A 19,246-nucleotide genomic window follows, 5' to 3' on the forward strand; every position below is an offset into this window, starting at 1 on the left:
TCAACACGTCACGGCCGCGCCCGGCCCCGATTGCCCGCCTCCTCCTCGCGCCGCCGCGCGGCGCGCATCGTCGGCGGGCGCGAGCAGGTTGAGCAGGTCCCACTCGGTCTCGCAGACCCGACGGCCGATGGTGGCCAACTCGACCGAGCGATGTTGCCCGCTCAGGTGCCGCTCGGCCTGGAAGCGGCAGATGACGCCCCAGCGCAGGGTGGCCAGCACCAGCCACCAGTGAAACGCCACCCGGTCGACGGTAGTCCCGCTGGCCTGCTCGTAGGCCCGCAGGAAGCTTTCGATGCTGCCCAACCCGCCGGCGCCGAGGCTGGCGGGGGCGCCGAATCGCCAGGCCCGGATGCAGAACCAGGCCAGGTCCTCGTAGGCCTGCCCGACGTGCACGAGTTCCCAGTCCAGCACCGCGGCAAGGTTTGACCCGTCGACGATGAGGTTGCCCATCCGAAAGTCGCCGTGCGCCAACACGGCCGGCGACGGTGGGGGACGGTGGGCGGCCAGCCAGCGAAACCCCAATTCGAAAGTTGCAGTGGTGTCGCCCATGTCGTCGAGGCGTTTCCGCCATTCGGCGAGTTGGTCCTCGTGGGTCAGGTCCGGAACGTCAAGGTCGGCGCGGTGAATGGCGGCCACCGCCTGCGCGCATTGCTGCAGCAGCCTCGCGCGCTTGTCGTCGTCGAGCTGACGCTGGATGCGCCGCACGATGGTCTCGCCCTTGATCTCGTCACAGATCAGGAACGGATTGCCCAGTGCGGCAGGCGAATTGTCGGCGATCAACACGTGGGGGACCGGCGCGCCGGCGGCGCGCGCGGCGGCCTGCGTTCTGGCTTCCAGCTCCATGCCGGCATGCACATCGTCGGGTGGGCCGGTGCGCAGGATCAGTGCGCGACGCTGCGCGCCGGTGACGGCCTCGAACGCCCAGGTGGTCCTGCTGGCACCACCGGTCAACGCCCGCAGATTCTCGACCGCGGTGTCGTTGCCAAGGGCCGCCGAGAGCACCCCGGCCAGTTTGGTGCCCAGCTCCGTTGACTCGACGCTGCCCATCACTTCTTGCCGAATTTGAACAACCGCTGCGCCACCCGGCGAATCTGTATTTCCTCGGCGCCCTCGGTGATCCGGTAGCGACGGTGGTGGCGGTAGATGTGTTCGAACGGCTCGTGGCGGCTGTAGCCGAGGCCGCCGAAGATCTGCATGGCGCGGTCGGCGGCGTCGCACACCAGGCGGTTGGCGCGGTAGTTCGCCATCGACACCTTGTCCGAGACCTCCATGTGGTGGTCGCGGTCGAGATGCCAGGCGGCGTAGTGCACCAGCAGCCGCACCATCTGCGCTTCGGTCGCCAACTCGGCCAGTGGCCACTGGACCGCCTGGTTGACCGACAGCGGCTTGCCGAACACCGTTCGGGTGCCGGCGTATTCGGCGGCCCGGTCGATGCAGTACTGTGCCGCGCCCAGGCTGCTGGCAGCTTGCCGAATTCGATTCTCGTGCAAGAAGGTTTGCGCGACTTCCAGCCCGCGGTCCACCTCACCGAGCACCGCATCGGCGGGAATCCGCACATCGGTGAGCTCCACCTCGCCGTGGTCGGTCGGCATGTTGAACGTCCACCAGTAGTAGGGAACGTTGAATCCGGGGGTGTCCGTCGGGACCAGAAACGCGGTGATGCCCCGGGCGCTGCCGGACTCACCGGAGGTGCGGGCGAAGACCAGGTCGTGGGTCGCGCGGTGCACCCCCGTGTTGAACCGCTTGGAGCCGTTGATCACCCAGCTGTCGCCGTCGCGTTCGGCGTGCGTTTCCAGCCAGGTGGCATCCGAACCATGCTTGGGTTCGGTCAGCCCGAAGGCCATGGACCGCTCCCCGGTGATCAACGCCTCCGACCACACCTTGCGCTGCTCGTCGGTGCCGAACCGCTCCATCATGATCACCTGCGGGAAGTTGCCGACGATCGACGACTCGTTCTGCAGGTCGTTGTGCAAGCCAAGGCCCTTGTGCGCCAGATGCTCCCGGATGATCGCCATGTCGACGTTGCTGCCGTCGCGGCCGCCCAGCGAGGCGGGCAGTCCGTAGCGCAGCCAGCCTGCCTTGTCGGCTCGTCGGCGCATCTCGGAGAGCAGGTCCTCCCACTCGCGCGTCGGGATCCCGTCGTTGTCCCAGTCGGTGCGCGAATGCTCGCGACGCTGGTCGAAGTACTGGATGTTCTCACGTTCCAGGGGCTTGATCTCGGTCTCGATGAACTCGTCCATCTCGGCGAGCACGCCCGGGAGGTGTTCTGGCAGAGTGAAATCCACGGTTATCTCCTCGCGATTCTCGCGTCACGCACCATAGAGAGTCTTCTTCCACACCGTCGAGAGGGTGGCGATGGCATCCTCGTCGCTGATCTCCATGCCGAGACCCGACTGCCCGACGAAGACGGTGGTGAAGTTCTCGAACAGCAGCGCGATGGCCGCCGCGGTGTGTTGGGGGTTGAGCTCGGCGCCGTAGCCCTGCTCCTGTGCCCGCCGCACCGATCCCGCCACGATGTCCACGCCGAAGCGGCGAAACTCGTTCTGCACGGCGGCAAACCGCTGCTGGGTGGCGGCCAGCTGGGCCACCGCGATCATGATTCCGATGTTCTGCTTGAACATGTTCCAGTAGCCGGTGACCACCGAGGTGAAGAAGGCGTCGTCGTCGGGCGAATCCGGCAGGTGCACGCTCAGCCCCGACGGCGTCACCACCTCGTGCAGGAATGACTCCGCGAGGCCGGCCAGCAGGTCTTCCTTGTCGGCGAAGTATCGGTAGAACACCGCCGGTGATTTGCCCGCGGCCGAGGTGATGTCGGCCAGGGTGGTGCCGTGAAAGCCCCGTTCGGCAAACAGTTTACGGGCGGCCTGTTCGATGGCCTGCCTGGTCTGGCGACCTTTGGCGGTCAGCTCGCGGGCTGCCTCAGGGGCGGACATTCAGTTCCCCCGCACTTACTGTCTCTTTCGGTCGCCGGCGCGTAACAGGGCGCTCGGCAGGTCGTGTCCGACCAGCGATTTCGCCACGCCGGCGGCGGCGATGGCGGCCTGCAGGTCGACGTCGACGTCGATGCCGCTGTCGCCCAACAGGTACACGAGATCCTCGGTGGCGATGTTGCCGGTGGCGCCCGGCGCGAAGGGGCAGCCGCCCAGCCCGCCGACCGAGGAGTCCAGCCGGGTCACCCCGGAGTTGACCGCGGCGTAGGCGCTGGCCAGCCCGGAGCCGCGGGTGTTGTGGAAATGTCCGCCCAGCGGCAGGTCGCCGATCACCGGACGTAGCTGCGCGACAAGCGAACTCACCCGGCCCGGGGTGGTGGTGCCGATGGTGTCGGCGATGGACAGGCGGTCGGCGCCGCGCTCGCAGGCGGCCGCCGCGATCTCGAGCACCCGCTGGGGCGGGGTGGGGCCTTCGAAGGGTGAGTCCCAGGCGGTGGCGATGACGACTTCGACGGTGACATTGCTGCCATGGGCGATGGCGACGATCTCGTCGATCGCCTCGGTGGCGTCGGCGCTGGTGCGTCCGACGTTGGCCTTGCTGAAGGTGTCGTCGGCGGCCACCACGTATTCGATGGAGCGCAACCCGGCGGCCACGGCCCGCTTGGCGCCGTTGGGACTGGCCACCAAGGCCGAGAATTCGATGTCGGGATAGTCGTGCAGATGGGCGGCCAACTCGGCGGCATCGGCCATCGACGGCACCTTCGTCGGGGAGACGAATGCGGTGACCTCGACCTCGCGGACCCCGGTCGCCGCCACCGCGGCCAGCAATTCCAGCTTGGCCGACAACGGGATTGGGGTTTCGATCTGCAGACCATCGCGCAGGGCCACCTCGCGGATGTCGACGTGGGTCATTGGCGCGGCTCCTCCTCATCGCTCCGCTTTGCATCGTCGCCGGCGCGGGCGGTCATAGCACCTCCTCGGAGCGCAGCTCCGCGAGCTCCTCGGCCGTCTTGCCCAGCAACCCGATGAACACGTCGTCATTGTGCTGGCCCGGACGGGCGGGCCCGGCATGGCGCAGGCGGCCGGGCGATTCCGAGAGCACCGGCACGATGCCCGGGCCCAGCACGTTGCGCTGCAGACGCTCGTCGTAGTGCTCGATCAACATGTCGCGGGCGCGCAGCTGCGGGTCGTTGACCACCTCGGCGACGGTGTTGATCGGGCCGGCGATCACCCCTGCGGCGGAAAGGGTTTCGATGATGTCAGCGGGCCGGCGTTGCGCCGCCCAGGCGCCGATGATGTTGTCGAGTTCGTCCTGGTTGCGGCCGCGCGCGACGTGGGTGGCGAACCGGTTGTCGGTGGCCAGCTCCGGCCGGCACATCGCCTTGCACAGCCGGGCGAACACAGTGTCCTGGTTGGCGGCGATCACCACCCACGAACCGTCGGCGCTGCGGTAGATGTTCGAGGGCGCGATGCCGTCGAGCCGGGTGCCCGACGGTCCGCGTACCACGCCACCGACGTCATAGTCGGGAATGGTGGATTCCTGTACGGCCAAACATGATTCGGTCAATGCGACGTCGACCACCTGGCCGCGCCCGGTGACACTGCGCCGGTACAGCGCGGCCAGCGCGCCCTGCGCGCCGAACATGCCGGCCAGGCTGTCACCTAGCGAGAGCGCCAGGCGGGGCGGCGGCCCGCCGGGGAAACCGTTGAGGTGCCGCAGTCCGCTGGCCGCTTCGGCGACCGAGGCGTAGCCGGCTTTGGTGGCGTCGGGCCCGGTCTGCCCGTAGCCGGACACGCGTACCAGGATGATGCCCGGATTGCGTTCGCTGAGGACGTCGTAGCCCAGGTTCCATTTTTCCAGCGTGCCGGGGCGGAAGTTCTCCACCACGATGTCGGATTTCTCGACCAGGTCACAGAACAGCTCGCGCCCGCGGGGGTGGCGCAGGTCCAGGCTGATCGCCTTCTTGTTGCGCGCGTGCACCGTCCAGAAGACGTGTTGGCCGTCGAGTTCGGCCTGGCCCCAGGTGCGTAGCGGGTCCGGGGCTTTGGGCAGTTCCACTTTGATCACGTCGGCGCCCATGTCGCCGAGCAGCCGGCCGGCGAAGGGACCGGCGATCAGGGTGCCCAGCTCGAGCACCCGGATGCCGTCCAGGGGGCCGGTCACATCGATGCGCCGCTCTCCCCCGCAAGCGGTAGGTGCCCCCGCCTCACCGCTGCGCTCTGCATCGTCGCCGGCGAAAGTCATTCGGCGCTCGCGAAGTCGTGCCGCACCAGCCAGTCGGTGACGATGGTGACGGCGGCCCGCAGCGCCTCGCGCTGGCCGAGTCCGGCATAATAGTGTGTGGCGCCGGGGATTTCGTGCATTTCCTTGTCCTCATGTCCGATCGCCTGGAACAGCCGCCGGGTATGGCTGGGCGTGCAGGCGTCATCCGCAAGATTACCGATCACCAGTGCCGGGATCGCGATATCGGGCCCGCAGGCCACCGCGTCGCCGCGCGCGTCGTCATAGCTCCACTGCGACAACCAGCCGCGCAGGGTGCAGAACCGGGCCAGTCCGACAGGGCTCATATTCACCACCTGAGGATCCCCCAGATAGCAGGTGCCCGGGGCGCGTTCGTTGGGATCGACGGTCGGGTCCAGCCAGCGCGGGTCCGCCATGGTGCCGTGCACGACGAAGCCGAACTCGTCGTCGGGCCGCCCGGCTGCAGCCAGCTCGGCCAGCTTGTCCCTGACCCATGCGGTGATGCGGCGGTTGCGGTCGATCTGGGCCTGCCGGTAGCGATCCAGAAATTCTTGGCTGTACGGCGGCTGATTGGGGTTGTCCGGGTTGTACAGGTCCAGTTCGGGATCGCGCTTGGTGGGGTCGGATTCGTCGAGGATGGACGCGTCCAGCCATTCGGTCAGCGTGCCGTGCCGGCTGATGTGCGCGGCGAGCAGCATGATGCCGTCGGCGGCGGGCAGGTCGAGTTTGGTCAGGTCGGGGCCGTCGCCGGTCGGGCTGGACGTGATGGTCGGATTCTGCGCCTGCTGCTGATAGAACACCGACAGCGAGCCGCCGCCACTCCATCCGGCCAGCACCACCTTGGCGTAGCCCAGCCGCTTTTTGGCGTCCTTGATGCACTCACCGAGATCCTCGACCACCTTCTCCATCAGCAGCGCCGAGTCGGTGCCGCGGAAGCGGCTGTTGCAATAGATGACGTGATGGCCGGCGCGGGCCAGCGCGTTGATCATCGGCAGGTAGGCCCCGCCGCCGATGGGATGCATGAACACCAGCACGGTGTCCGACGGCTTGTCCTTCGGCTTGAGCAGGTAGCTCTCCAACACGGTGATCTCGGCCAGGCCGCCGTAGACGTCGCGGACCCCGGAATTGTTTTGAAACGCAACGAGATAGGGGATTCGGTCGTACTCGTGTTTCACCGCCGTTTTCATTGACGCCGCTCCTCCTGGTCACTTCGATCTGCATCGTCGCCGGCGTGCCTCATGTCAGTGTTGTCCTAGGTCGTGGGCCAGTACTTCGGCCGACGGGGTCAGCCGCCGCCGGGTGTCGATGGCGATCACCTGCCAGTCGACGCGGGAGTAGTCGTCGAATTTGCGTCGCGCCCGTTCTCGGGCCTTTTCGGGTGCGCCGTGGTGAACCCCTTGTGGCGCATGCGAAATCAAGCCCGGCGGCATCGGGATGCCGTACAGCGAGCCGCCGTGGAAGAAAGCGATCTCGTCGTAGTCGACGTTGCGGTGATACCACGGGGTGCGTTCGGTGCCCGGGATCCCCTCGGCGGGCTTGGGCAGGAAGTTCATCACGTAGACGCCGGTGGCCTGCATGAACAGGTGCACGGTCGGGGGCAGGTGGACGCTGTCGGAGGTGACCACGTTGTAGTCGGCGATGTTGAAGGTGAAGGCGAAGTTGTCGCCACGCCAGCCCTCGACGTCCAGCGGATTGTGTTGGTAGAACAGCGTTGTCGGGCCGCCCTCATGGATAAGCCGGACCTCGAACTCGCCGTCGGTGGCGTCCTCGCCGGCCGGTGCCGGCTCCGGGATGACGACCTGCGACGGGTCGAACGGGAAGTGGCGGCCCAGCGCGCCCGGCGGCGGCACCCGGAACTCGTCGGTGGCCTCGATCATCAGCATCGTCGTCGCGCTGTCGGGGAGCTGGCGCCAGGTGCAGGCCTTCGGGATGTACAACCAGTCACCCTCCCGGTAGCGCAGCGGCCCGAATTCGGTCTCGGCCAGGCCGCGGCCCTGGTGGACGAAGCACAGCAGGTCGCCGTCGACATGACGGACGAAGAACGGCATCGGGTCGAGACGTCGGCTCAACAGGATTCGGCAGTCGTCGTTGCTGAACATCAGCAGCGGTCCACCGCCGGTTTCGGTGGCGTCGCTGGGCTTGAGCTCGCTGGACAGCACGTCGATGGGTCGCAGCGGCCCGACCGACCGGTAGGCGGTGGGATCGTGGCGCCGGTAGAGATTGGCGGTGCGGCCGGTGAATCCGCCCCGGCCCAACTCGTCGTCCTTGAGACCGTCGAGGTCGGCATGCAGGCGGCGCGGTGTTCGGCCTTTTCGCAGGTGCACAAAGGATTCCATGGACGGCTCCTCCGACGGGGGACCAGCTCGCTGCCGATCAGGCGTATAAACTAAAAGTGACATTACTTTCTCTTTTTGGGCGGCGCAAGGGCGCGGCACGAGCGACAAAGCCACTGATGGTCGACCCACGTGCGCCGACACCACCGTGGCCAATGACCAGAAACGGCGCCTAACTGCGGACGCGCAGCACGACCTTTCCCTTGGCGCTGCGGTTCTCCAGGGAGGCGACCGCGGTGGCGGCCTGCTCCATCGGGTAGGCCACCGGCTCGGGCGGGGCCAGCTCCCCGGAGGTGAGCAACCGTTCGAGTCCGGCCCATTGTTCGGCCAGCGCGCCCGGATGCGTCCCGGCCCACGCGCCCCAGCCCACACCGACCACGTCAACATTGTTGAGCAGCAACCGATTTACCTTGACGGTGGGAATCTCACCGCCGGTGAACCCGACCACCAGTAGCCGCCCGCCGGGGCTCAGCGACCGCAGGGAATCGGTGAACCGGTCGCCGCCGACCGGGTCGACGACGATGTCGACGCCACGTCCGTGCGTCAACTCCTTGACTGCGTCCTTGAAACCGTCGGCCAGCACCACATCCGTCGCGCCGGCCGCCGTAGCGATGTCGGCCTTGTCCTGCGTGCTGACCACCGCGATGGTGCGTGACGCGCCCAGCGCCGGCGCCAGCCGCAGCGCCGAAGTTCCAATGCCGCCGGCCGCGCCGTGCACCAGCACCGTCTCGCCACGCTGCAGCCGACCCCGGACGGTCAGCGCGAAGTACACCGTCAGGTCGTTGAACAGCAGGCCGGCGCCCGCCTCGAAGCTCACGTTGTCGGGCAGCTTGAACACCCGGTCCGGAGCCAATACCGCGACCTCGGCCATGCCGCCGGACAGCATCGTCAGCCCGACGACGCGGTCGCCGGCGCTGACGTTGGCGCCCTCGGGTGCCGACCGGACCACGCCGGCGATCTCGGCGCCGAGCACGAACGGCAACTCCGGGCGGTACTGGTAGAGGCCTCGGGTGAGCAGGGCATCCGGGAATGCCACCCCGGCGGCGTGCACGTCGACGACGACCCCGTCGCCTGACGGTTCGTCGATGTCGGTCAGCTCGACCGCGTCCGGACCATCGAGCCGAGTCACCTGTACCGCGCGCATGCCACCAGAGCCTACTGGCCGCTCAGAAGCCGCCGGCGACCCGCACTACGGCCCGGCCGGAGAACTTGCCGGCGCGCACCTGGTCGATCACGCCGACGACGTCTTTCACGTCGACGTCGCTGACCAGCGAGTCCAGGTGGCGTGGCCGCAACGAGTCGCCGAGCCGGGCCCACAATTCGCGGCGCGCGCCGATCGGCATCAGCACCGAGTCCATGCCCAGCAGTGCGACGCCACGCAGGATGAAGGGCAACACAGTGGTGTGCAGCGCCGGACCGCCGGTGAGGCCGCTAGCCGCCACGGCGCCGCCGTAATCGACGGTGCTGAGTACGTCGGCCAGCGTCGCGCCGCCCACGCAGTCGACCCCGCCCGCCCAGCGTGCCTTGCCGAGCGGCCGCGGCTTGGCGTCGGGGTCGGTGGGCAGCCGCCCGATAACCTCCGCGGCGCCAAGGTTTTTCAGCCGGTCGGCGGCCTCGGCCTTGCCGGTGGAGGCGACCACCTGGTAGCCGGCGGCCGCCAGCAGGTCGACGCTGACCGAGCCGACTCCGCCGGTGGCCCCGGTAACGACGATGGGACCGGCGTCGGGCGCGATGCCCCAGTCGATCAGGGCCTGCACGCTCATCGCAGCGGTGAAGCCCGCGGTCCCGATTGCGGCGCCCTCGTGTGGACTCAACGCGCCGAGCGCGACCACCTGGTCGGCCGGCAACCGCGCGTATTCGGCGTAGCCGCCGTGGTGGCCGGTGCCGATCGCGTACCCGTGGGCCAGCACCTGGTCACCGACGGCGAAGTCGGCCGACGTCGACTCCACCACCTCGCCGGTCAGGTCGATGCCCGGCACCACCGGGTAGTCGCGCACCACACCGCCTCCCGGCGTCAGCGCCAGGGCGTCTTTGTAGTTGACGCTCGAATACAGGACCCGGACGGTCACATCGCCGGGCGGCAGATCATCCGGACGGAAAATTTCGACCGACGCGGTGATCCGGTCGCCATCTTGACGCGCGACGAGCGCGTGAAAAGTGTCCATCCTTCGACGCTAACCTCACCGCAGAGCAAAGCGCACACTGCCCGATTCCGCCGAAGCTCGCGAGTTACTTGAGCTCGGACGAAGACAGCCCCAGCAGCCGACGTGCGACCACCAACTGCTGAATCTGCTGCGTGCCCTCGAAGATGTCCAGGATCTTCGAGTCGCGCGCCCATTTCTCCAGCAGCGTCTGCTCGGAATAGCCTGTGGTGCCGGCCAATTCGACGGTCTTGAGCGTGACGTCGGTGGCCATCCGGCCGGCCTTCGCCTTGCTCATCGACGCTTCCTTGGAGTTGGGGATCTTGTTGTCGGCCTGCCACGCCGCCCGCAGCGACAGCAGATAGGCGGCCTCCCAATCGGCTTCCATCCGGATGAACTCGGCCGCGGCGGCGCTCTGGACGTGTGAGGGCTTGTCGTAAGAGATCTCGACGCCGGCCTCGGTGAGGATCTTGCGAATCTCCTCCAAGGCGGCGCGGCCGACGCCGACGGCCATGGCCGCGACGATGGGCCGGGTGTTGTCGAAGGTCTCCATCACCCCGGAAAAGCCCTTGCCCACCTCGATTTCGGGGTTGCCGAGCAGGTTTTCCTTCGGTATGCGGGCGTTGTCGAACCGGATGACCGCGGTGTCGGAACCCTTGATGCCGAGCTTGTGCTCGAGCCGTTCGACGGTGACACCGGGATGCTCACGCGGCACGACGAACGACTTGATCGCCGCGCGGCCCTGCGCCTTATCGAGCGTCGCCCACACCACGATGTGGGTGGCGCGCGAGCCGGCGGTGACGAAGATCTTCTCGCCGTTGATCACGTACTCGTCGCCGTCCAGGGTGGCGGTGGTCGACACCGCCGCTGAGTCCGAGCCGAAGCCGGGTTCGGTGATGGCCATCGCCGCCCACACCTTGCCCAGCCGTTGCAGCTGTTCCTCGTTCGCGACGGCGGAGATGGCCGCGTTGCCCAGCCCCTGGTACGGAACCGACAGCATCATCGCCAGATCGCCCCAGCTGGCTTCCAGGGTCTGCAGCAGCGCAGCCATGTTGGCGCCGTTGTGGTTCTTATCGCGTTCTTCGTCCTCGCCGCCCAGCGCGTTGGCTCCGGCGAATTCGATTGACTCCGAGGCCCCTTCGAACAGGCTGAACAGGGTGTCGAGCTCGACGGGATACGCGTGCTCCTTGAGGTCGTACTTGCGGGCGATCGGCCGCATCAACTCGGCGGCGCCCTGGTGGGTCTTGGTCGTCACCGCTTGCATCTTGCGGGGAAGTTCCAGATTGATTGCCATGATTGAACTTTCTCACTCGAAAGGGTTAACGACTTAGATGACGACGACGCCCTCGGCCACACCGATGGCCCGCAGGTCGCGGTACCAGCGTTCGACCGGGTGCTCTTTCGTGTAGCCGTGGCCGCCCAGCAGCTGGACGCCGTCCAGGCCGATCTGCATGCCCTTGTCGGCGCCGAGCCGCTTGGCCAGCGCCGCCTCGCGGACGAACGGCAGGCCTTGCTCGGCGCGCGCCGCACCGCGCCAGGTGATCAACCGCAAACCGTCCAATTCGATGGCGATGTTGGCGCACATGAAGGCCACCGCCTGGCGGTGGGCGATCGGCTCACCGAAGGCGTGGCGCTCCTTGACGTACGGGACGACGTAGTCGAGCACCGCGTGCGAGGTGCCGACGGTGAGCGCCGCCCAGCCGAGCCGGGACAGCGCGATCGCCTCGGAGTAGTCCTCGTCGGTGGCCTCGTCCTCGCCGAGCCGGGCGCTGCGCGGCACCGTCACCCCGGAGAGTTCGAGGTGGCCCAGTGCCGCCGCGCGGATCCCCATGCTCGGATCCGCTTTTACGCTAAGGCCTTTCGTCGAGGACTCGACGATGAACAGGGCCGGCTTGCCGTCCAGCTGCGCGCCGACGATGAAGAGTTCGGCATCGGCCGCGGCGGGCACCATCGACTTCACCCCGTCGAGACGGTATCCGCTCGGGGTGCGCACCGCGGTGGTCTTGAGCCGGGTAGGGTCAAAGAGGGGTTGCGGCTCGGCGATGGCCACGCAGGCCTGCGGCACGTTCTCGCCGGCGAACTCGGGCAGGTAGGTGGCCTGCTGGTCGGCGCTGCCCCAATGGGTCAGCGCGGAGGCCACGCCTCCCGGCGCCAGCAGCGGCAACGCCAGGCCCATGTCGCCGTAGGCCAGCGCCTCGGCGACCAGCACGTTGGTCACGCTGGACCGGTGCGCGGCGATGCCGTCGAAGTCCTCGGGGATGTTGATCGCGGTGATGCCCAGCTCGGCGGCCTTGGCGATCAACTCGTGCGGGTAGGTCGCCGCCTCGTCGGCGTCGTGTGCGGCGGGCCGCAGCACTTCCTCGGCGAACTCGTCGAGGGTCTCGACGATCATCTTCTGCTCGTCGTCGGGCGTCAGATCGAAGTAGTCCTTGCCGCTGGACTTGAGCCGGGTCGGCCCGCCGCGCAGGTTCTGAATGCGCTTGAACTCCCGGGACGAGGTGGCGGCGGTGGAGAAGACCGTCTTGGTGCCGTAACGCAGCGCCCGGTTGAGCGGGTCACGCAGCCGGTATTTGTCCAGGAATTCCTGCCCGACGAGCGGGGTGATCAGCGCGATGGCGATGTCGACGCCGGTGCGTTTGTGGGGTTGCAGCCCGACAGCGGATTTGTGGTCGCGTCGTTTGACGCGGGAGCGGGCGGACGTCTGTTGAGAACCGGATCCGGTCATTTCGGCAGCCTCAGGTCGTTGGGCGATGCGGATAGCGCCGATCTTACTCCGGAGTAAGATCACAGAGAACACTTGTTAACTAATTCACAGCGAGGCTGTCGAGCACCTGCTGCTGCAGCAGGCCGTTGGTGGCCACGGCGCTGCCGTGATGCGGTCCGGCGGTGCCGTTCAGGGCCGTCAGCGTCCCGCCCGCTTCGCGCACCAGGATGTCGAGCGCCGCGAGGTCCCACACCGACACTTCGGGTTCTGCGGCGATGTCGACGGCCCCTTCGGCGAGCAGGCAATAGGACAGAAAGTCGCCGAAGGCGCGCACCCGCCAGACGGCGTCGGTCAACGCGATGAATCGATCCCGCACACCGAGCTGCGCCCACCCGGACAGGCTGGAGAACGAGAGGCTCGCCGAATCCAGTTGTGCCACCGAGGAAACCGCGAGTCGGCGCGCGGGCGCACCGTTGACCGCGACGAAGGCGCCCCGGGTGTGCGCGGCCCACCACCGGCGTTGCAACGCCGGGGCGCTCACGGCGCCGACGATGGGGATGCCGTCGTGGAGCAACGCGACAAGGGTGGCCCACACCGGCACCCCGCGGACGAAGTTCTTGGTGCCGTCGATCGGGTCGATGACCCACTGACGTCCGGTGAAAGTGGTGTCGCCGCCGAACTCCTCACCGACGATGCTGTCGTCGGGACGTTCGCGCGCGAGCACCTCGCGCAGCTCGGTTTCGACCGCGCGATCGGCGTCCGTCACCGGCGTCAGGTCGGGTTTCGTGTCGACGCGCAGGTCCAGCGCGCCGAATCGGGCGGAGGTCAACGCGTCTGCGCGGTCGGCCAACGTCAGTGCCAGCGCCAGATCGTCCTGGCTGTTGTGCACGCTCCTCCTCATCGCTTCGCATCGTCGCCGGCGCGACTCATGACGCAGTCTTATCACGGTCCTACCATGGCGTCGTGTGGGAATTCGGACTGCTGCTTTTGCTGGTGGCCATCTTGGGGGTGTTCCTCGTCCAGCGGTTCGTCCCGCGCGGCCCGCGAGGTGAACTGCTCAGCGGCACGCTGCTGGTCACCGGGATCAGCCCCCGCCCCGATGCCACCGGCGAACAATTCGTCACCATCGCCGGCGTGATCAACGGTCCCACCGTCAACGAACACGCGGTGTATCAGCGCATGGCCGTCGACGTGAACCAGTGGCCGACGATCGGTCAGCTGTTTCCCGTGGTGTATTCGCCGCGGAATCCGGACAACTGGAAATTCGCCCCCGCGGTTCCGCCGCCCGAGTCGCCGGAGCCGCCCGCGGGCTGAGCGCCCGTCAGCCGGCCGCGGGTGGGCGCGTCATCACCGTGATCCGCCTGCCGTAGCGGGGGACCACGAGCGCCGCCCGGCGGACCGTCCCGCCCGGAAGTCCGGGTATGCCCGGCGTGGATCCGGTTGGGGTCACCAGTTCGGTCGCCGTCAGGTCGGCCAGGCCGCTGCCCGGCGCTGCCGCCGCGGGATTGCCGGCCGCGCTCGCCCAGCCGGCGGGCACGGACATCGGGCCGATCCGTCCGGCCCGCGCTAGCACCGCGTCGACGTTGCCCAGGCCCGAGGTGGCGCCGCTGAGTGCGGGCGCCTTGGGCAGTGCGGCCGGGGCGGCCGCGAGGTTCGGCAAGATGCCTAAGTTCTTGTCGGCCTGGATGATTCCGGCGGTAGTGCCCTCGGTGGTGAAAATGGATCGGAACGTGGTCTGGGCGCCCTGGATGGTGTCGAGGATCCGGAAGAGTTGCGACGACGAATTGGAAGTCGGGGAGTTCACCACCACCTGCGAACCCGAGTTCGTGCCCGAGTTGGAGGCATCCGCGGCGGCTTTCACGACGGCGTCCTGCTGTGCTGCCAGCCCGTCGGTAGTGGTAGTCCGTCGCGGCGAGGAGAACGGCGAGAACTGGGCTGCCGCAGTCGAACTGGCGGAATAGCCGTACATCGCGGCGGCGTCCTGAGCCCAGTATTCGGCGTATTGGGCTTCGGTGGCCGCGATGGCCGCGGTGTTCTGGCCGAAGAAGTTCGTTGCTACCAGGGTCGCCAATTGGGTGCGATTGGCGGCGACCACCGGCGGGGGAACGGTCATGGCATGCGCCAGCTCGTAGGCCGCCGCGGCGGCCCGGGCCTGCGTTGCCGTCTGCTGAGCAAGTTCGGCGGTCATATACAGCCACGCGACGTAGGGGGCGGCACCGGCCGCCATCGCCTGAGCTGCGGGGCCGTGCCAGTACACACCCGTCAGACCGGACAGCACCGATTCGTACACCGCGGCCGTGACGCCCAGCTCGGCGGCGAGCGAATCCCAGCCTCCCGCGGCGGCCAACAGCGAGCCCGACCCGGGACCTGCGTACATCCGGCCGGAGTTCACCTCCGGCGGAAGAAAGCCGAATTCCATGTCTTACAGCTCTAAAGGCTGCGTGAAGCAAAACTGCTTGCGGCGCAGGAGGTTTCCTATGACCGGCGGCAGTCGGCGGATTGGCGGCACGTCACCCGGCGGCCGGCGGGCGTGGCATCACGGTGAGCCGTACGCCGTAGCGGGGCGCCGCACCCGCGCCGGCGGACCGGGCGGCAGCGCCGCCGGGCATGCCCGGGTAGCCGGGATAACCGGACGCGACCGGCTCTTCGGTCCCCGGCAGCGTGGTGAACCCGGCGGGCTCCAACGGCGAGATGTGGGTGCTCGTGGGCGCGGCCCAGCTTGCGGGCACCGACATCGGCCCGATCGTGCCGGCGTGCGAGAGGGTCGCGGTGACGTTGCCCAGCCCACCGCCCAGGCCCGAGGTGGCGCCGCGCAGTGCCGGCGCCGCGAGCGCGGGAGCGACATTGGCCGCGGCCGCACCCGGCTTGGCCAGAATGCCCAGATTGTTCTCCGCGCCGATGATGCCGGACACGAACTGCTCCATGTTGTACGGAGCGCTGAAGCCGAGGCCCGTCCCCTGGATGGCGTCGAGGACCCGGAAGGCGTTATTGCCCGAGTTCGTTGTCGACGCATCAAGGTAGTAGTTATTCACCGTCCCAGACGGGTCGTCCAGTGCCGAAAACGTCTGCGTGGCAGCCTTGCTCACGCTGGCATTGGTCCTGGCCGCGGCCACGGCGGCGTTCTGGTCACTCACCCCGGAGTCGGTGGTGGACTTGCTTGCGGTGCCGAAGCGCGGCAACTGCGTCGTCGCCGCCCTCGACGACGCCGAGTAGCCGGCCATCGCGGCAGCGTCCTGCGCCCAGAAATCGGCGTACTGCGCCTCGGTGTCGGCGATGGCCGCGGTGTTCTGGCCCACGATGTTCGTCGCCACCAGCGACGCCAACAGCGTGCGGTTGGCGGCGATCACCGGCGGCGGCACGGTCATCGCATACGCCTGCTCATAGGCCGCCGCGGCCGTCCGCGCCTGCATGGCCGTCTGCTTGGTCTGTTCGGCGGTCGCCTGCAGCCAGCCCATGTAGCGGGCGGCCGCGTACGCCATCGACTCGGCAGCGGTGCCGCGCCATTGCAGGTCCAGGCCCGCGAGCACCGACTCGTAGGACTCGGCGGTGGAGGCCAGCTCGGCCGACAGCGCGTCCCAGCTTCCGGCGGCGGCCAACAGCGAGGCCAAACCGGGTCCGGTGTACATCCGGGCGGAGTTGATTTCGGGTGGAAAGAAAGCCCAATCCATGGGTGATACGTCCCCTCAATGTGCGGTTTTCGGACAAACGCCACCGGCGCCGGCGCTCGCCGCATCGGCGTTATTTGGATCCATGGGCCGCTCCCGCGATTCGCTCGGCCGGTCGGCGAAGCTCACCCCGCGTCAGATGGGAGGGCGGCCCTGCGCGTTGACACCACGCCCGTTCGGCGGGCGGCGTGGTGCTTACCGGGGTGGCGGAGAGTGCGCGCAGGGCATCACGAAAGACCTTCGGGGTTCGGGCCCTTTAAAAGTCGCAGGTGCCGCCGATGCTGGCGGGGTTTTGCCTATTTCACGGCAGGGACCAGGCAGAATTCAGTTGTTGTTCACCCTTTGTTCCTTTTCTGTTCACCCCGGGCAGCCCTAACTTGACGCCTGTTGAACAACGAAAGTGTTTGACATGCTTGGTGTTCTGGTCCGCCCCCACCTCCAGCAGCGTCTGCAAGTACCGCAGCCGCAGCGACGCCTTACTCTTGGACAGGGTCTCGGCGGCGTCGCTCAGTTCCTCGGACGCCTGCAGCTCCCCGCGGGCGTTGATGACCTTCGCGCGGGGTTCGCGCTCGGCTTCGGCCTCCCGCACCGTCACCGGCTGCATCGATTCGGGAATTTCGACGTCGTTGATCTGCACGACGCGCGCTTGCACACCCCAGATTTCATTTCACCGGCCGCGCCGTAGGGTCCAATGGCATCAATTCGAGGACCAATGCCTCTGGGGGAGCGGGGTTTACGGGCAATATTCTCGTGGGCGAACGGTGTAAGAATCACCTTCTTCCGCTCGACGAAGGAAGTCGCGATGAGCAATGTGTATCAAGCTCCCGCAATTCTGGTAGGCGTTGACGGGTCCAGGGCGGCGATACACGCGGCCCTCTGGGCGATCGATGAGGCGGTCAGTCGCGACATCCCCCTGCGACTGGTGTATGTCATCGATTCGCACGATGTTTCCGGCGCGCGCGCCATCGATACCCGCCTCGCCGTCGCTCGTGCCGCGCTGGCCGACGCCCGTCGGGCCGTCGACGCCGTCGCCGAGCTGGTCAAGGTGGAAACCGATATCCTTTGGGGCCGAACGGTTTCCAAGCTCCTCGAGGAGTCGCGGTCGGCGGTCATGATCTGCATCGGACGGGTCGGGCTCAACCATGCCCGCCACGGCGGACCCGCGGTTGCGGCGTGCCTGATCCGCTCGGCGCTGTGTCCGGTCGCCGTGATCCAAGGGTCGACTGCCGCGCAGGTCAGCGGCGTGGTGGTCGAAGCAGACAACGGCAAGGTGCTGCGGCACGCTTTCGACGAAGCGCGACTGCGCGAAACTCCGCTCCGGGCACTGTCGATGTCGAAGGGCTCCGACGCGGGCGACACCAGACCCGGAAAGCCTTCGGTGCATGCGTGTTTGGAACGCCGGCTGGCGCCGTGGATGCGGTTGTATCCCGACGTGCAGGCCGCGCCGGCGATGGTAGCCGGCGGTGTGGACCGGTACTTGCGTGCCCAGCACGAAGCGGGCCTGTTGGTGGTCGCCGACTCCTATCGGGCCGAGGAGTTGTGCCATGCGGGTCACTCGGTGCTCGCGATACGGTGCGGCAACCTGTAACTGGGGTCAGACCCACCGCTGTGATGTGAAACATACTGCTCCGCAACGGCCGTCGCGGGCGCTGGCGCACACGACCGCGAAGTTTGTTCCCGGCTGTCCCCGTCACCGTCGAGGGACTTATGGCCCTGTCGCGCGGCCACCCCAAGGGCAAGATGGTGTTTGAGCAGAGCCCTTCGTGCTCGGCGCCGCCGAGATCGGACGATCAGCCGTGGCTGACCCGCAGTAACTTGGCCAGACTCGGCAGCTTGACGCGGGGACGGCCGTGCGGCTCCCCGGCCGCCCGCTCATGGGCGTCGATGAGGTCCCAGTGGGCCGAAGTGACGAGTTTGGGCTGGCGCGACGCCAGCCAGTCGGCGAGCCTATCGGCGTGGTCGCCGGGGAAATCGGCGAGACCGTCGGCGCCGGCCAGATCGGCGAGCAGCGTGTCCACGGTGTCCTGGGAGTCCTTCTTATTGGTGCCGATGACGCCCGTCGGTCCGCGCTTGATCCACCCGACCACGTATTCATTGCGGCTGCCTTCGATCCGGCCGCCGCTGTTGGGGATCGTGGCGGTCTTCTCGTCGAAGGGCAGCCCCGGCGTGGGCACCCCGCGATAACCGACCGAGCGCACCACCAACTGGACCGGTAGCTCCTCGCGCTCGCCGGTGTCTTTGGCCGAAACCCAGCCGTTATCGTCGGTGACCAGCTCGTTGCGGCCCAGCACGATCGCTTCGACCCGGTCCTTGCCCTTGATCTCGATCGGAGAGGTCATGAAGCGCAGCACGATGCGGCGGTGTCCGGGGCGTGGGTCGCGCTTGGCGTAATCGCGCAGCACATTGATGTTTTGCTTCGCCGTCTTACCCGCGGCCGCGGCGTCTTCGTCGCTCACGTCTTCGAGCTGGGCGGGGTCGACGATCACGTCGACATTTTCCAGGTCACCCAGCTCACGAAGCTCGAGGGTGGTGAACGCGGTCTGCAGTGGTCCGCGCCGACCGATGACCACCACCTCGTCGACGCCGCACGGTCGCAGCGACTCCAGCGCATGGTCGGCGATGTCGGTCTGTCCCAGCACGTCGGGGTCGGTGACCAGAATGCGTGCGACGTCGAGCGCGACGTTCCCGTTGCCGACGACCACGGCGCGGGCGCCCGAGAGGTCGGGTGTGGCTTCCTCGAAGTTCGGGTGCGCGTTGTACCAACCCACGAAATCGACGGCGGCGATGCTGCCCGGCAGGTTTTCGCCGGGGATGTTGAGCGCCTTGTCGGATTGCGCCCCGACCGCATAGACGACGGCGTCGTAGCGCTCGGCGAGCTCGTCGGCCTGCACGTGCTCGCCGACCGAGATGTTGCCGAAGAAGCGGAAGCGCGGATCCTGGGACGTCTTCTCGAATTGCTTGCTGATCGACTTGATCTTCGGGTGATCGGGCGCGACACCGGAACGCACCAGCCCCCACGGGGTGGGCAGCATCTCCAGCATGTCGACCGCGATATCGATGTCCTCGGACCCGTCGGCCGCCTTGAGCAAGGAGGAGGCGGCGAAGAAACCCGACGGGCCGGAACCAACGATTGCAACGTGGTAAGGACGCATACTCGACCTTCTATTCGTGCCCGGTTAGCGCCGGGGGCTCCCGGAAAGGCCGGCGCGCAGAGCGGGTCGCACATGATCG

Annotated in this window: 17 protein-coding genes and 1 pseudogene; 2 read left to right on the top strand and 16 right to left on the bottom strand. The window is 67.8% G+C overall.

Annotated features, from left to right (window positions below; translation table 11 throughout):
- From DQP58_RS15185 to hisN, 12 genes are all read right to left on the bottom strand, one after another.
- A complete protein-coding gene (locus DQP58_RS15185; RefSeq protein ID WP_112709148.1) occupies positions 1–1,047 on the bottom strand; it encodes a phosphotransferase family protein in 1,047 nt (348 codons plus the stop codon).
- On the bottom strand, positions 1,047–2,285 hold the full coding sequence (locus DQP58_RS15190) for an acyl-CoA dehydrogenase family protein (protein WP_112709149.1): 1,239 nt from the start codon (positions 2,283–2,285) through the stop codon (positions 1,047–1,049). Before DQP58_RS15190 ends, DQP58_RS15185 begins: the two co-directional genes overlap by 1 nt.
- Before the next feature lie 24 nt (positions 2,286–2,309).
- The gene (locus DQP58_RS15195; RefSeq protein WP_112709150.1) at positions 2,310–2,933 is read right to left on the bottom strand and encodes a TetR/AcrR family transcriptional regulator; all 624 of its coding nucleotides are present in this window, start codon (positions 2,931–2,933) and stop codon (positions 2,310–2,312) included.
- Positions 2,934–2,948: 15 nt separating this feature from the next.
- Positions 2,949–3,842 (bottom strand): hydroxymethylglutaryl-CoA lyase, encoded by an 894-nt coding sequence (locus DQP58_RS15200; protein ID WP_112709151.1) that lies wholly within the window; start codon positions 3,840–3,842, stop codon positions 2,949–2,951.
- A gap of 52 nt (positions 3,843–3,894) precedes the next feature.
- Entirely contained in the window at positions 3,895–5,094 is a 1,200-nt protein-coding gene (locus DQP58_RS15205; RefSeq protein WP_430916099.1) for a CaiB/BaiF CoA transferase family protein, read from the bottom strand.
- Between the two features lie 77 nt (positions 5,095–5,171).
- Positions 5,172–6,359, bottom strand: a complete 1,188-nt coding sequence (locus tag DQP58_RS15210) for an alpha/beta hydrolase family protein (protein ID WP_112709152.1) — start codon at positions 6,357–6,359, stop codon at positions 5,172–5,174.
- 54 nt (positions 6,360–6,413) lie between these two features.
- On the bottom strand, positions 6,414–7,508 hold the full coding sequence (locus DQP58_RS15215; RefSeq protein WP_112709153.1) for a homogentisate 1,2-dioxygenase: 1,095 nt from the start codon (positions 7,506–7,508) through the stop codon (positions 6,414–6,416).
- 169 nt (positions 7,509–7,677) lie between these two features.
- Entirely contained in the window at positions 7,678–8,649 is a 972-nt protein-coding gene (locus tag DQP58_RS15220; protein ID WP_112709154.1) for an NADPH:quinone oxidoreductase family protein, read from the bottom strand.
- A 22-nt stretch (positions 8,650–8,671) separates the two neighbouring features.
- Positions 8,672–9,670, bottom strand: a complete 999-nt coding sequence (locus tag DQP58_RS15225; protein WP_112709155.1) for an acryloyl-CoA reductase — start codon at positions 9,668–9,670, stop codon at positions 8,672–8,674.
- A 64-nt stretch (positions 9,671–9,734) separates the two neighbouring features.
- Positions 9,735–10,940, bottom strand: a complete 1,206-nt coding sequence (locus tag DQP58_RS15230; RefSeq protein WP_066870799.1) for an acyl-CoA dehydrogenase family protein — start codon at positions 10,938–10,940, stop codon at positions 9,735–9,737.
- A 33-nt stretch (positions 10,941–10,973) separates the two neighbouring features.
- Positions 10,974–12,371, bottom strand: coding sequence for an acyl-CoA dehydrogenase family protein (locus DQP58_RS15235; RefSeq protein ID WP_112709156.1), 1,398 nt, complete (start codon positions 12,369–12,371; stop codon positions 10,974–10,976).
- A gap of 79 nt (positions 12,372–12,450) precedes the next feature.
- Positions 12,451–13,239 (bottom strand): histidinol-phosphatase, encoded by a 789-nt coding sequence (hisN, locus tag DQP58_RS15240; RefSeq protein ID WP_240629835.1) that lies wholly within the window; start codon positions 13,237–13,239, stop codon positions 12,451–12,453.
- Between the two features lie 74 nt (positions 13,240–13,313).
- Between hisN and DQP58_RS15245 the strand changes: the two genes are divergently transcribed.
- Positions 13,314–13,664, top strand: coding sequence for a hypothetical protein (locus DQP58_RS15245; protein WP_112709158.1), 351 nt, complete (start codon positions 13,314–13,316; stop codon positions 13,662–13,664).
- Between the two features lie 7 nt (positions 13,665–13,671).
- On the opposite strand, the gene DQP58_RS15250 is transcribed toward DQP58_RS15245, so the two are convergent.
- From DQP58_RS15250 to DQP58_RS15260, 3 genes and pseudogenes are all read right to left on the bottom strand, one after another.
- Positions 13,672–14,769 (bottom strand): PPE family protein, encoded by a 1,098-nt coding sequence (locus tag DQP58_RS15250; RefSeq protein WP_112709159.1) that lies wholly within the window; start codon positions 14,767–14,769, stop codon positions 13,672–13,674.
- 91 nt (positions 14,770–14,860) lie between these two features.
- Entirely contained in the window at positions 14,861–16,018 is a 1,158-nt protein-coding gene (locus tag DQP58_RS15255) for a PPE family protein (RefSeq protein ID WP_112709160.1), read from the bottom strand.
- Positions 16,019–16,430: 412 nt separating this feature from the next.
- Positions 16,431–16,679 (bottom strand): annotated as a pseudogene (locus tag DQP58_RS15260) (slipin family protein); the annotation flags it as partial.
- A 138-nt stretch (positions 16,680–16,817) separates the two neighbouring features.
- Here DQP58_RS15260 and DQP58_RS15265 point away from each other — a divergent pair.
- Entirely contained in the window at positions 16,818–17,603 is a 786-nt protein-coding gene (locus tag DQP58_RS15265; RefSeq protein WP_112709161.1) for a universal stress protein, read from the top strand.
- A gap of 202 nt (positions 17,604–17,805) precedes the next feature.
- Here DQP58_RS15265 and DQP58_RS15270 read toward each other — a convergent pair whose 3' ends face one another.
- Positions 17,806–19,167: an FAD-dependent oxidoreductase gene (locus DQP58_RS15270; RefSeq protein ID WP_112709162.1), complete on the bottom strand. Its 1,362-nt coding sequence runs from the start codon at positions 19,165–19,167 to the stop codon at positions 17,806–17,808.
- Positions 19,168–19,246 lie beyond the last annotated feature (79 nt).

The sequence above is a fragment of the Mycobacterium colombiense genome, assembly GCF_003284975.1.
Classification (GTDB): domain Bacteria; phylum Actinomycetota; class Actinomycetes; order Mycobacteriales; family Mycobacteriaceae; genus Mycobacterium; species Mycobacterium europaeum_A.

Excerpts from the sequence above, each read along its gene's own strand:
- DQP58_RS15250 (WP_112709159.1), bottom strand. The coding sequence starts at position 14,769 with ATGGAATTCGGCTTTCTTCCGCCGGAGGTGAACTCCGGCCGGATGTAC.
- DQP58_RS15255 (WP_112709160.1), bottom strand. The coding sequence starts at position 16,018 with ATGGATTGGGCTTTCTTTCCACCCGAAATCAACTCCGCCCGGATGTAC.
- DQP58_RS15265 (WP_112709161.1), top strand. The coding sequence starts at position 16,818 with ATGAGCAATGTGTATCAAGCTCCCGCAATTCTGGTAGGCGTTGACGGG.
- DQP58_RS15220 (WP_112709154.1), bottom strand. The coding sequence starts at position 8,649 with ATGCGCGCGGTACAGGTGACTCGGCTCGATGGTCCGGACGCGGTCGAG.
- DQP58_RS15235 (WP_112709156.1), bottom strand. The coding sequence starts at position 12,371 with ATGACCGGATCCGGTTCTCAACAGACGTCCGCCCGCTCCCGCGTCAAA.
- DQP58_RS15215 (WP_112709153.1), bottom strand. The coding sequence starts at position 7,508 with ATGGAATCCTTTGTGCACCTGCGAAAAGGCCGAACACCGCGCCGCCTG.
- DQP58_RS15225 (WP_112709155.1), bottom strand. The coding sequence starts at position 9,670 with ATGGACACTTTTCACGCGCTCGTCGCGCGTCAAGATGGCGACCGGATC.
- DQP58_RS15230 (WP_066870799.1), bottom strand. The coding sequence starts at position 10,940 with ATGGCAATCAATCTGGAACTTCCCCGCAAGATGCAAGCGGTGACGACC.
- DQP58_RS15200 (WP_112709151.1), bottom strand. The coding sequence starts at position 3,842 with ATGACCCACGTCGACATCCGCGAGGTGGCCCTGCGCGATGGTCTGCAG.
- DQP58_RS15185 (WP_112709148.1), bottom strand. The coding sequence starts at position 1,047 with ATGGGCAGCGTCGAGTCAACGGAGCTGGGCACCAAACTGGCCGGGGTG.
- DQP58_RS15195 (WP_112709150.1), bottom strand. The coding sequence starts at position 2,933 with ATGTCCGCCCCTGAGGCAGCCCGCGAGCTGACCGCCAAAGGTCGCCAG.
- DQP58_RS15270 (WP_112709162.1), bottom strand. The coding sequence starts at position 19,167 with ATGCGTCCTTACCACGTTGCAATCGTTGGTTCCGGCCCGTCGGGTTTC.
- DQP58_RS15210 (WP_112709152.1), bottom strand. The coding sequence starts at position 6,359 with ATGAAAACGGCGGTGAAACACGAGTACGACCGAATCCCCTATCTCGTT.